Below are 12,926 nucleotides of genomic sequence, written 5' to 3'. Positions count from 1 at the left end.
GCCCAAAGATTTTAAACCTATGTTGTTATGATTCAAGAACTTCTCGCTTATTTTAATCCTTTTGATTATTTAGTCATTTGGTTATTTGCGGCATTTGCAATTGCACTTTTTGTCTCGTTAAACACATTTCCCGCTATTTTTATGATATCTGTGAAGAAGCAGCTCATGGATGAGCCCGGCTCAAGGAGTGCACACTCTAAAAGGACACCTACACTAGGCGGTATTGCAATCTTTATGAGCTTAGTTGTGGTTATTACCACTATGGGTGGTTTTTTAGATACAAAAGTGCTACTGTTGCTGTTGGGAGGAATGACCATCTTGTTTTTTTTAGGGCTTAAGGATGATTTGCTGGTACTATCACCTAGAAAAAAGTTTTTGGGACAACTTATGGCAGCCTTAGTGTTGATAATTTTTACCGACACACGCATCATAGGGTTTTCCGGAATATTCGGGATTACGACCATGCCGTATTGGGTGTCCGTAATTTTTACATTATTTGTCTATATACTCATCATTAATGCTTATAATCTTATCGATGGGATAGATGGTTTGGCTGGAAGTTTGGCGTTGTTTGCCTGTGTTGCGTTTACCTATGTTTTTCTCATTACTGAAGAGGTAAGCCTGGCCACCATATCAGTAGCCACCATAGGTTCTTTAATCCCCTTTTTAAAATTAAACTTCGCTAAAAAACGAAAGATCTTTATGGGAGACACGGGATCCATGATTATTGGTTTTTTACTTTCCTTTTTTGTTGTACGCTTTATTAGCGAAGCACAAACCTACCAAACTTCAGTTTTTTATAATTCAGCACCCGTGTTAGCGCTTTCTATTGTGTTTTTCCCGCTTTTGGATACACTGCGTATTTTCTTTATCCGTGTCGTTATCCATAAGAAGAGCCCTTTTGCCGCGGACCAGAACCATTTACACCACAATTTGCTTAAATTGGGCTATTCACACAAACAAATTACTGCATGGGTCGTTATTATAAATATGATATTGTTTGTATTGGCGCTTTTGTTTAAGGACTTTGAAATTCATTTGCAATTTGTTCTTTTGCTTTCTATCGGGACCATATTGTATTCTGCTGTTTTTATATACCATTGGATGTTAACTCAAAAATCCAAGTCTAAAATCGCAGAACATACACGTTGAATCGATAACTTTATAAAAAACGCCTTATTTTTGCACTTCAGAAGTATAACGCGTGATGTTTAATCCTCTCAAGACAACTTTAATGAAATACCCCTTATTGCTAGTGTTGGCATTGTTTTTTCTAAATTCATGTGCTACCAAGAAAGAAATTCTTTATTTTCAAGACGCTGCTCAATATAACAATACGCCTATCTCCTATGTAAAGCCCATTCTGCAACCAAACGATATTTTGAAAATCACGGTAGGTGCACTCCTTGAGGAAACCGCCAAGCCTTATAACAGAGTCACTTCTGGTGGTTCTGGGGGGGGTAGTTCTGACTTAATGAAGCTTGACGGCTATTTGGTTTCTGAGCAGCATACCATAAGTTTTCCTCAGTTAGGGACACTTTCCACAGCAAATAAGACGACACGTCAAATGGAAGAAGAGATAACGTTGCTTTTAGAAAATGGGGGTCATCTTAAAAATCCTACGGTAAATGTGAGGTTACTGAATCCTAAGGTAACTGTATTAGGTGAAGTAGGAGGACCCGGAACTTATAGTTTTACAGAGGAAAGCATTACCCTCTTGCAGGCTTTGGGCATGGCCGGCGATTTGACCATTAATGGCAGGCGGGAAGATATTTTAGTGATTCGAGAAACGGATGGTGTGTATAAAACCACAACTATTGATGTTACTTCAGCGGATCTTCTGACCAGTCCCTATTACTTTATAAAACCCAATGATGTGATTATTGTCAATCCTAATGGTCCGACTGTAAAGAGTGCTGGTTATATTGGGAATTTAGGTTCATTATTTTCAGTCATTTCTATTGTGTTAAGTACTGTGATTTTAATAACGAGATAATAATGGATCCACAAAAAAACACCCATATTACTGGAAAACCTGATCAGGGAGAACGGATCAAGCACGAAGTCAAAAAATATTTGAGATATTGGATCTGGTTTGTATTGGGGACTGTTATTGCGCTCAGTATCGCCTTTCTGAAATTACGCTATACCACACATATTTACAACACAACTGCTAAACTTCAAATTTTAAAGGAGGATAAAGGGTTGGAATTGGCTTCTTTTGGCTTTGGTAACGCTTCCATCAATTTGGAAAATGAAATACAAGTATTGAAATCTTCGAGGATTAGTGAGCGCGTGGCTCGCAATCTCGATCTCACCATGAGGTTTTATGAAGAGGGCACAGTCCGAACAACTGAAATTAACGACTTCCCATTTCAATTGACCAAAACAATTGCCAATGACAGTATTACGTATGGTCAGACCTTTAAAATACTAGTCAAAAATACCGGTTTTGAAGTTTTTCAAGGCAATTCAGAGCAACCCATTATCTTCCCAAATTATAGCTCTTATGGGGTGTCCCATCAATTGCCGTTTGAATTGGAAGCCCAAAGTCTGCAGACCATTAAAGAAAACGTTGGTAAAACATTTTTATTTAAACTCATCCCAGTAAGCTGGGCGGCAAGTGATGTAAAAAACCGGTTGGACATTTATGTTTTGGGAAAATCGAGTGATCTTTTGGTGTTGAGCTTGAATGGTCAAAATATGGCCAAATCAGAATTAATATTGAATGAAGTGATGTCTGTTTTTAATATGGACGGAATTATTGATCGACAGGAAGTATCAAAGAGAACGATTAATTTTATTGATGACCGCTTTGCACTATTGGCGGGGGAGTTAGATTCTATAGAAGGCCATAAGCGCGACTATAAGCAGAATAATAATTTCTTTGATATTGAATCCGATGCCCAGTTAGGAATGTCGCAGCGGACAGCAGCTGAGCAAGCCGTTTTTGACATTGAAACTCAAATTTTACTCTCGAATATGTTGGCTGAATCCCTAAATGTCAATAACAGAGGTTCAGAGTTATTGCCTGTTAATTTAGGGATTGCAAGTGGAAGTATTAATAATTTAGTCGGTTCTTTCAACAGCCTGGTCTTTGAACGCGATCATTTATTGACCAGTGGTGGGACAAACAATCCTATGGTACAAACCTTAAATGAAAAGTTGAATGAATTACAAGCTAATATCAACGCCTCTTTAAATTCTTACAAAGCACAACTACAGGCCTCAAAAAATCAGTTAATAAATAGAAATAACAAATTTTCGGCTCAGGTTTCAACAATTCCCAACAAAGAGAAAATTTTGCGGTCTATTGAACGTCAACAAGGGATTAAGGAAACCTTATACCTATACCTGCTTCAACAACGTGAAGAGGCGGCCATTAACTTGGCCATTACAGAACCCTCCATTAAAGTGGTAGAATATGCCTCTTCAAGCGGTGTACCACTATCGTCTAATAGTAAAAACACCTATCTTATGGCGCTAATGGCTGGATTACTCATTCCTTTTGGAGTCATTTATGGTAAAAATTTGCTGGACACTAAAATTAAGGGCAAAAAAGATGTGCAGTTACGAGTGGATTCGGTTCCAATTCTGGCTGAGATCCCTAGAGTTGTAGGGGCTAATCAATTGTTTTTAGATCCGTCAGCGAGAACGGTACAGGCGGAAGCTTTTCGTATCTTAAGTTCAAACGTTAATTATATCCTGCCGCCAGAATCCAAGTCAAAAGGGAAAGTCGTATATATCACCTCCACTATCAAAGGTGAGGGAAAAACCTATGTGGGACTTAATTTGTCGCTCGCCCTTTCTAGTTTGAACAAAAAAGTATTGCTTATTGGCGCCGATTTAAGAAATCCACAAGTTCATAATTACACGCAACCAGCCGCCAGTAAAGATGTGGTAGGATTGTCTAATTATTTACATGATGCCAGTCTTGATTGGCGGACTGCACTCTTAAACGGTTTTCCATTGCATACCAATCACGATATTTTGTTGGCAGGAAGTATTCCGCCTAATCCAGCACATTTACTCACTAATGGTCGATTCGAATTGTTGTTAAATGAAGCTAAGGAAGAATACGATTATATCATTGTGGATACTGCACCCACCATATTGGTTACGGATACATTACTGATTTCTGAATTTGCGGACGCCACCTTGTATATCGTAAGGGCTGATGTTACGGAAAAGGCATTACTGGATTTTTCTAAAGACTTGAATGATTCGGGCCGATTAAAGAATATGGCGTATATCGTAAATGGTGTAGGAGCAAGTAAATCTTACGGGTATAGTTATAATTATGGATATGGCTACGGTTATGGGAGTGATGAATCTTAACAACGATTAGAAATTCTTAATGGCTTATATTAATTATAGCGTGTTTCGACGGTAAGATTATTTTTACGTTATTCATAAACTGAAAGCCATGAAAAACAGCCTGCGAGTAAGTATCGCCTGGAATGTCAGTGATAAAAATCTCTATATTGAAAAAATAATGATTCAGAAATAGCTGAACATTCATTTGTAAACACACAATAAGTTATATTCCAATAGTCAGAGGAGACACAATCCAAAGGATGGTGAGCTTTGCCGTTATTGCACGTTATGAGAAAAAACGGAACAAACATTAAACATTAGAATAAAAGAATGTTATTTAACTCCATTGACTTTGCTTTATTCTTACCAATTATTTTCATTTTATATTGGTTCGTAACAAACAAAAACTTAAAACTACAAAATTTATTAATAGTATTTTCAAGCTACGTATTCTATGGCTGGTGGGATTGGCGTTTTCTATCCCTGATCCTTTTTAGTACGATAATAGATTATTTAATTGGGATTAGTTTAACAAAGCAAGAAAATCTAACTAAAAGAAAGATATTGTTGTGGACAAGTATTATAGTAAATCTTGGATTCCTTGGTTTTTTTAAATACTATAACTTCTTTCTTGATAATTTCATTAATGCTTTTTCATTTTTTGGTAATACAATAAATGCAAATTCCTTAAATATTATTTTACCGGTTGGTATTAGTTTTTATACGTTCCAAACATTAAGTTATTCAATAGATATTTATAAACGCAAACTAGAACCTACTAAAGACTTTATCGCTTTTTCCGCATTCGTAAGTTTCTTTCCTCAATTAGTGGCTGGCCCTATTGAACGCGCCTCAAATTTACTGCCTCAATTCTACACCAAGCGGCATTTTGATTACACAAAAGCAGTTGACGGAATTCGACAAATACTGTGGGGGTTATTTAAAAAAGTTGTTATAGCAGATAATTGTGCCCAATATGCAAATATGATTTTTAATAATTCAAGCGAATATTCGGGAAGTACTTTAGTTATGGGGGCTATCTTTTTTACCTTTCAAATCTATGGAGATTTTTCAGGCTATTCAGATATTGCAATTGGAACATCGCGGCTGTTTGGTTTTAATTTAAGACAGAATTTTGCATTTCCGTATTTCTCGAGGGACATTGCAGAATTCTGGAGACGTTGGCACATATCACTTTCCACATGGTTTAGAGATTATCTTTATATTCCTTTAGGTGGCAGTCGTGGAGGAACTTGGAATAAAATTCGGAATGTTTTTATTATATTCCTTGTTAGTGGATTTTGGCATGGTGCAAATTGGACTTTTATAATTTGGGGAGGCTTAAATGCTCTGTATTTCTTGCCTGTTTTTATTACGAATAATAATAGAAATAATTTAAACATTGTTGCCCAAGACAAATATCTACCGAGCGCTAAAGAATTTTTATCGATATTGCTAACGTTTGCCTTAACCGTATTTGCTTGGATCTTCTTTAGAGCCAACAATGTTGAACATGCAATAGATTATATCATTGGAATATTCTCAAATTCTTTTTTCACCATCCCTGATATAATGCCTAAATCCATTTTTTTATTATTGGCTTTTTTCATTTCTATTGAATGGTGTGGTCGTTCAGGAGAACATGCTTTATCAAATATATTTAAAATAAAAAAACGTTTTTATAGATGGTTCTTTTATCTTTTTATATTTCTATTAATTTTTATATATCAAGGTCAACAGCAGGAATTTATATATTTTCAATTTTAGGTATGGGAACTTTTATTAAATTTTTCTTTTTTTTTATTGTTATTTTTATAGGCTTAATTGCTTTTGTATCAATTAGCACATCCTTTATAGAAAGAAGGTATTCGAATTTTAAGATAGAAAACAATACGACATCCATCGTTATTGGTCATTCGCATCCGGAATGTGCTTTTAATGATTCTCTTATTCCTAACTTAAAAAATTTATCGCAATCTGGGGAATCCTATTTTTATAACTATTTTAAAACAAAACGGGTTATAATGCAAAACGCTTCTATAAACGTCGTTTTTGTAGAGTTTACTAATAATCAAATAGATGAAAGTATGGATGACTGGATTTGGGGAGATAAGTTTTTATCTAATTCATACCCGAAGTATTCTTCTTTTATGAATGCTGATGATAACTTAGTACTGTTTCAAAATAACCCTTCGGCATTCATCAATGCGCTATCACTGTCTTTAAAAACGAAAATCACTAAAATTTTTGAAAATAAGTTAAAACGTTCACATATATCTGGAGGATACCTCCATTTAGAAAAAAAATTGACTGATTCAATTATAAAGAATACGGAAAGGTTAAAGCACGAAGCTATTGCAGCGCAAAAGGATATTTCTGAAGCAAACTTATCTTACCTCGATGCTTTAATTGAATTTTGCACGGCAAATAACAAAAGGGTTATTTTAATAAGAAGTCCACAGCATGAAAAATATCCTGGGTATGAAAATGAAAATAAGTATGTAGAAATACTTCAAACAAGATATGCGAATATTGAATATATGGACTTTTCAAATTTCCCTCTTACAAATAATGAATATGCAGATTTGGATCATCTCAATTATAAAGGAGCAAAAGTGTTTTCTGAATGGTTTGCCGATTTATTATCTAACGGATTATTAGAAAAGAAAAATAAACAGGATTACATTGATGAGAGGATAATGACGAAATCTCTGGAAAGCCGTATATAACCTATTGGAGATTATGAGTAATACGCGACTATATAATGCTTAAGGTGGTCTGATAATTATCATTGGTTGTAAAGAATTTATTAATTACTTTAAAGGTGAATTATAAAGCCAATAATCATGAAAAGCATACCACCAGTATCCACTATAATGTCTGTCAAAATCATCACATTGAAGAAAGATGATGATTTAGAAAAGGCTGAACATTTATTCAAAAAGCACAAGATCAGACATATCCCTGTAGTTAAAGGCGATGCCATTATTGGGATGCTGAGTTACACCGATTTGCTTCGCATCAGTTTTGCCGATGCTGTTGACGATACGGAAGATGAAATAGAGAGCCTCGTTTATAATATGTTTACCATAGAGCAGGTGATGGTAAAAAATGTGGTTACTGTGACCTCAGATACGAGTATAAAAGATGTAGCTAAAATATTGGCAAAAGAGGAATTTCACGCCTTGCCAATAGTCGATGACGGAAGTTTGGTGGGCATCGTTACTACCACGGATTTGATTAATTTTCTATTGATTCAGCTTTAAAAAATCATCTTTGCTCTGAGGGAATGGTCGGAGAAAAACACCAACAATGGCCTCGCATTAAAACTTCAGACAATGCTGAGGTGTACTTAGTAACAAATTTAAAAATCAAAAAAATCCCCGAGGGCATTGCCTCGGGGATTTTTGTTTAAGTTTTATTAATGCCGTATTATGAATTTGCTAAAATCTTTAAAGTCTTAATGGTATCGATTGGATTATCACTCTTAAACACATGGCTTCCTGCCACAAATGCATCAGCCCCTGCTGCAACCAATTGCTGAATGTTTTGGTCTGTAACGCCACCGTCAATTTCGATTCGCGTGTCCAAATCTTGTTCTGTAATCATTTGACGAAGATTTTTGATGCGCTTATAGGTCACCTCTTCAAACTTCTGACCTCCAAAGCCTGGGTTAATGGACATTAAAAGCACCATATAACATTCCGGTAGGATATCTTCTAAAACAACGAGAGGCGTCGTGATATTAAGCACAACTCCTGCCTTACAGCCCGCGTCCTTAATTTGTCTCAAGGTTCTATGTAAATGCACTGTCGATTCATAATGTACAGTGATGATATCCGCGCCTACCTTTGCGAATTCTTCAATAAAACGCTCGGGTTTTTCAATCATCAGGTGCACATCCAATGGCTTTGTAGCATGCTTTTTAATTGCTGAAATGACTGGCATCCCGTAAGAGATGTTTGGAACAAATTGCCCGTCCATAACGTCAATATGAAACCAATCGGCATCACTGTTGTTGACCATCTCAACATCGCGTTGAAGGTTGCCAAAATCTGCTGCTAACATGGAAGGGGCGATAAGTTTTGAAGACATATTTATGTGTTGTAAAGTTTTGGCAAAGATAAATAAAATAAGTTAGCAGTCTTCAGTTGGTAGTCTTCGGTCTTTAGTTGGCAGTCTTCAGTTCACAGCCTTTGAAATTCAATAGTTTGTTATGGGGTAATCATGGTTTTTTTTTATTGTTTCTATTGTTTCAGGTTTCTGTTGTTGCATTCACGTCGAGTTTATTTTTCTCGGTTTTCCAGGAGCAAATTCAGTTTCAAATTCAAATTCAAATTCACCTTCAAAGTCAATTTCAATTTCAATTCCATTTTAAAAAAATGAACCCCCGGTAATCAGCCGAGGGTTCTTTCATCAATCAAAAAACGAACAGTAAGATTCCCGCGAAAGCGGGAACCTGTAACTGTTTGTTATCGTAATTTAGGTGTCATCTCTAATGATGACTATCCTAAATAGGTTTTTAATATTTTGCTTCGTGAGGTATGTTTCAGCCTACGAATGGCTTTTTCTTTAATTTGACGGACACGTTCACGAGTTAAATCGAAGGTTTCTCCAATCTCTTCCAAGGTCATTGGGTGTTGATCTCCCAAACCAAAGTATAAACGGATCACATCTGCCTCGCGAGGGGTCAAGGTTTCTAAAGCTCGTTCAATTTCCGTACGCAAAGATTCATGTAGTAAATCTTTATCAGGGTTTGGTGACTCTCCAGAACGTAAAACGTCGTATAAGTTAGAATCTTCACCTTCCACCAAAGGTGCATCCATAGAGACGTGACGGCCAGAATTTTTCATGGACTCCTTCACATCATTGATAGTCATGTCCAATTCTTTTGCAATTTCTTCTGCACTAGGTGGACGTTCATGACTTTGCTCTAAAAAGGCAAATGTTTTATTGATCTTATTGATCGATCCAATCTTGTTCAATGGCAAACGAACAATACGCGATTGCTCAGCCAAAGCTTGTAAGATAGATTGACGAATCCACCATACAGCATACGAAATAAATTTGAAACCACGGGTCTCGTCAAAACGTTGAGCTGCTTTAATAAGACCTAAATTACCTTCATTGATTAAATCAGGTAGGGTAAGACCTTGGTTTTGATATTGTTTTGCTACCGAAACAACAAAACGTAAATTGGCTTTAGTCAGTTTTTCCAAAGCAAGTTGATCTCCTGCTTTAATGCGCTGCGCCAATTCTACTTCCTCGTCTGCGGTAATTAAGTCAACTTTTCCAATTTCTTGAAGGTACTTGTCTAGCGAAGCGGTCTCCCTATTGGTAACTTGCTTCGTAATTTTGAGTTGTCTCATTTAAGTGTGTCTCTCTAATTTATAATGGTGAATAATCCTTTGGTAAGTAGTTATACGTAAAGACCATTAAAAATGTTACAAGAAAGTGAAGATTAATTCTTTTAAATTTTAATTAATTTCTTATCCGCTAAATTAATGTCTTCAAGCATCTCATTGGTGAACTTGTAATGCCCGCGTGTAGTGATAATTTTAAATCGGGAAGACGTCATTGTACTTAAGGTATTTAAAAATAACCATTTTGATTTTAACAAGCGTGGCTGGTCTGACTTCAAACTCAGTTCGAAATAGTGTTTTCTCCCTTCCTTCTCTGCAACAATATCTGGGGTAACATCAATATCACTACCTTTTTTGTGATACGATTTTGGGGTTTCGTAACCCTCTGCGTCCGCTTTGATGTTTTCAAAACCACTGTTCTCTAAGTACGTCAAGGACGTGCTTAAAATCTCCGAATATTTCTCTTTATCTGTGTAAACCATAACCTAAAATATAATCAAATTATTGACAATTACAAATTTTTGTGAATGTTTAACTTATGTCTGCAGTCTTCAGTTAGCAGTCTCCAGTTGGCAGTCAGCAGTCTTCAGTGATTTTCTGTTCTCTACTCTCTACACTCCATTCAACATTCAAACCTGCTTATAATCAAAACAAAAACCACCTCGTCTTCTGCTTCTCTTGGGAAGCAGAATCCACTCCTCCTTCACGAGGAGGAGAATTTAAAACGGTAGTTAATATTAAAATAAAGCAAACAGAATAATAATCAATCAATGTCACCTTGCTTCGCTATTAACTTTCATTATTCGTGATTTGATATTCGATATTCGTAATTTTTATTTCTCTGTTCTCTACTCTCTATTCAATATTCAATCCTAATTATAATCAACCAAAAAACCACCTCGTCTTTCTTCTGCTTTTCTTGGGAAGCAGAATCCACTCCTCCTTCACGAGGAGGAGAATTTAAAACGGTAGTTAATATTAAAATAAAGCAAAAAGAATAATAATCAATCAAGGTCACCTTACTTCACTATTAACTTTCATTATTAGTAATTTGATATTCGATATTCGTAATTTTTATTTCTCTGTTCTTTACTCTCCATTCAACCTTCAATCCTGCTTATAATCAAAACAAAAACCACCTCGTCTTCTGCTTCTCTTGGGAAGCAGAATCCACTCCTCCTTCACGAGGAGGAGAATTTAAAATGGGAGTTACTATTAAAATAAAGCAGACAAAATAATAATCAATCAATGTCACCTTGCTTCGCTATTAACTTTCATTATTCGTGATTTGATATTCGATATTTTTATTTCTCTGTTCTTTATTCCTTATTCAACATTCGTTATTCATTATTGGATATTCGATATTTTTCTCTCTCTACTCTCTACTCTCTACTCTCTACTCTCTATTCAATATTCAATCCTAATTATAATCAACCAAAACACCACCTCGTCTTCTGCTTCTCTTGGGAAGCAGAATCCACTCCTCCTTCACGAGGAGGAGAATTTAAAATGGGAGTTACTATTAAAATAAAGCAGACAGAATAATAATCAATCAATGTCACCTTGCTTCACTATTAACTTTCATTATTCGTGATTTGATATTCGATATTCGTAATTTTTATTTCTCTGTTCTCTGTTCTTTATTCCTTATTCAACATTCGTTATTGGATATTCGATATTTTTCTCTTGTACATTTCTCTATTCTCTATTCTCTATTCTCTTATTCTCTGTTCTCAAACCTGACCCCCTCAAACCTAAACCCTCACATGTCCATCCCCAAACACATAATACTTATTGGTCACCAATTGTTTTAATCCCAAAGGACCTCTGTGGTGTAACTTGTCAGTACTAATGGCCAATTCAGCGCCAACACCCATTTGTCCGCCGTCTGTGAAACGTGTGGAGGCATTGTGATATACTGCGGCGCTATCTACTTGCTCCATAAACGTCTGTGCCCAATTTTTATCTTCAGTTAAGATAGATGCCGAATGTCCACCAGAGTAGGTGTTGATCATTTCGATAGCGACGTCCAAACTATCAGTTTCTGCAATTAAAAGCTTCATGGCTAAATATTCTTCATACCAAGTTGCTTCATTTTCAATTTGAGCTTCGTCGGTTAAAACAGCTCCCACTTTAGCATCAACCAACAATTCTACATCTAAATTGTGTAAAATGGTTTGTAATTCTTTTAACTTTGATTGATAATTGGGTATATTTTTGTCAATCAATACTTTATCTAGGGCGTTACATCCAGAAATCTTGTCGGTTTTTGCATTTACAATAACTTTGACCGTTTTCTCCCAATCAGCATCTTTGGCAACATATAAAAAGTTGTTGCCTCTACCACTAATCAGCACTGCACAAGTGGCGTGATCTTTAACAAATTTGATCAAACGTTCCCCACCTCTTGGTACAATAAGATCGATTTTTTCTGGTGGATTCTTTAAAAATTCCTGGGTTTCTTCACGTTGTAAGTGCAAGAGTTTAATCCAATCGTTGGAAAGACCATTTTCTTGTAAAGCTTCATGCCAACATTTCTCGAGAATGAGGTTGCTGTTCAACGCTTCTTTTCCACCTTTTAATAGGATTTTATTATTCGCTTTAAAGGCCAACACTGCCGCTTCAATAGTTACATCTGGTCGTGATTCATAAATGATCATGATCGTGCCAAAAGGGGCTGTTTTGTTGGTGATTTTCAATCCGCTGTCCAATACCAAGTTGGAAATTTCTTGTCCTACAGGATCGTCTTGCGCTTTTACTTCCTTAATGGCGGTAATCATCCCGTCAATCTTGGAATCATCCACAACCAATCGGTCGTAGAGGGCTTGATCATCTCTGTCAAATGCGTCCAAATCTTTCTGGTTGGCTTTCAAAATAGCACTACGTTGGCTATCAAGAATGGTCATCATGGATTGTAACACTTTGTTTTTTATATCTGTACTTATCAGTTTCATAATTTATATTTTAAATAATTCAGCTATTGAAGGCTTGTTGCACTTTGTGCTGCCTTGAGTATTTTAACGGGTTTAGTGCGTCAATTTGAATCTAGATTGGGGTAACCCTTCCGACTTCAATTCCTTTTCTGGACTTGAAGCCACCTTCCCTTGAAAAAAGGGAAGGAATTTTTAATCGTAAAGAATTCCTCGAGGCTCTGCCTCCAGGATAGTTGGTTTCAAAAAATTCTTTATTTCGGACTCATTTTATACTTCCGTTGCTAATTCCTACGTCGAGCCTCCCGATTCACAC

Annotated in this window: 10 protein-coding genes; 6 read left to right on the top strand and 4 right to left on the bottom strand. The window is 36.1% G+C overall.

Going from position 1 to position 12,926, the window contains the following annotated elements:
• Positions 1-27: 27 nt before the first annotated feature.
• From JEM65_RS00570 to JEM65_RS00545, 6 genes are all read left to right on the top strand, one after another.
• Positions 28-1,152: an MraY family glycosyltransferase gene (locus tag JEM65_RS00570; RefSeq protein WP_199596598.1), complete on the top strand. Its 1,125-nt coding sequence runs from the start codon at positions 28-30 to the stop codon at positions 1,150-1,152.
• 82 nt (positions 1,153-1,234) lie between these two features.
• On the top strand, positions 1,235-1,996 hold the full coding sequence (locus JEM65_RS00565) for a polysaccharide biosynthesis/export family protein (RefSeq protein ID WP_199596597.1): 762 nt from the start codon (positions 1,235-1,237) through the stop codon (positions 1,994-1,996).
• A gap of 2 nt (positions 1,997-1,998) precedes the next feature.
• The gene (locus tag JEM65_RS00560) at positions 1,999-4,338 is read left to right on the top strand and encodes a GumC family protein (protein WP_199596596.1); all 2,340 of its coding nucleotides are present in this window, start codon (positions 1,999-2,001) and stop codon (positions 4,336-4,338) included.
• A gap of 309 nt (positions 4,339-4,647) precedes the next feature.
• Positions 4,648-6,084: an MBOAT family O-acyltransferase gene (locus JEM65_RS00555; protein WP_199596595.1), complete on the top strand. Its 1,437-nt coding sequence runs from the start codon at positions 4,648-4,650 to the stop codon at positions 6,082-6,084.
• Between the two features lie 2 nt (positions 6,085-6,086).
• A complete protein-coding gene (locus JEM65_RS00550) occupies positions 6,087-7,046 on the top strand; it encodes a hypothetical protein (protein WP_199596594.1) in 960 nt (319 codons plus the stop codon).
• 117 nt (positions 7,047-7,163) lie between these two features.
• Complete coding sequence (locus JEM65_RS00545; RefSeq protein WP_199596593.1) at positions 7,164-7,583, top strand: CBS domain-containing protein; 420 nt, start codon at positions 7,164-7,166, stop codon at positions 7,581-7,583.
• A 166-nt stretch (positions 7,584-7,749) separates the two neighbouring features.
• On the opposite strand, the gene rpe is transcribed toward JEM65_RS00545, so the two are convergent.
• From rpe to JEM65_RS00525, 4 genes are all read right to left on the bottom strand, one after another.
• A complete protein-coding gene (gene rpe / locus JEM65_RS00540) occupies positions 7,750-8,412 on the bottom strand; it encodes a ribulose-phosphate 3-epimerase (RefSeq protein ID WP_199596592.1) in 663 nt (220 codons plus the stop codon).
• Between the two features lie 410 nt (positions 8,413-8,822).
• Positions 8,823-9,686 carry a sigma-70 family RNA polymerase sigma factor gene (locus tag JEM65_RS00535; RefSeq protein ID WP_066433750.1) on the bottom strand — a complete coding sequence of 288 codons (864 nt, stop codon included), beginning with the start codon at positions 9,684-9,686 and terminating at the stop codon, positions 8,823-8,825.
• A 101-nt stretch (positions 9,687-9,787) separates the two neighbouring features.
• A complete protein-coding gene (locus JEM65_RS00530; RefSeq protein ID WP_199596591.1) occupies positions 9,788-10,162 on the bottom strand; it encodes a hypothetical protein in 375 nt (124 codons plus the stop codon).
• 1,272 nt (positions 10,163-11,434) lie between these two features.
• The gene (locus JEM65_RS00525) at positions 11,435-12,634 is read right to left on the bottom strand and encodes a glutamate-5-semialdehyde dehydrogenase (protein ID WP_199596590.1); all 1,200 of its coding nucleotides are present in this window, start codon (positions 12,632-12,634) and stop codon (positions 11,435-11,437) included.
• Positions 12,635-12,926 lie beyond the last annotated feature (292 nt).

Source organism: Gelidibacter salicanalis, from assembly GCF_016469035.1.
GTDB lineage: Bacteria > Bacteroidota > Bacteroidia > Flavobacteriales > Flavobacteriaceae > Gelidibacter > Gelidibacter salicanalis_A.
This window is presented reverse-complemented; position numbering and strand designations above follow the sequence as displayed.

Bases quoted from the DNA above. Each gene is read 5' to 3' on its own strand.
- JEM65_RS00570 (WP_199596598.1), top strand. From the start codon at position 28: ATGATTCAAGAACTTCTCGCTTATTTTAATCCTTTTGATTATTTAGTC.
- JEM65_RS00565 (WP_199596597.1), top strand. From the start codon at position 1,235: ATGAAATACCCCTTATTGCTAGTGTTGGCATTGTTTTTTCTAAATTCA.
- JEM65_RS00560 (WP_199596596.1), top strand. From the start codon at position 1,999: ATGGATCCACAAAAAAACACCCATATTACTGGAAAACCTGATCAGGGA.
- JEM65_RS00555 (WP_199596595.1), top strand. From the start codon at position 4,648: ATGTTATTTAACTCCATTGACTTTGCTTTATTCTTACCAATTATTTTC.
- JEM65_RS00550 (WP_199596594.1), top strand. From the start codon at position 6,087: ATGGGAACTTTTATTAAATTTTTCTTTTTTTTTATTGTTATTTTTATA.
- JEM65_RS00545 (WP_199596593.1), top strand. From the start codon at position 7,164: ATGAAAAGCATACCACCAGTATCCACTATAATGTCTGTCAAAATCATC.
- rpe (WP_199596592.1), bottom strand. From the start codon at position 8,412: ATGTCTTCAAAACTTATCGCCCCTTCCATGTTAGCAGCAGATTTTGGC.
- JEM65_RS00535 (WP_066433750.1), bottom strand. From the start codon at position 9,686: ATGAGACAACTCAAAATTACGAAGCAAGTTACCAATAGGGAGACCGCT.
- JEM65_RS00530 (WP_199596591.1), bottom strand. From the start codon at position 10,162: ATGGTTTACACAGATAAAGAGAAATATTCGGAGATTTTAAGCACGTCC.
- JEM65_RS00525 (WP_199596590.1), bottom strand. From the start codon at position 12,634: ATGAAACTGATAAGTACAGATATAAAAAACAAAGTGTTACAATCCATG.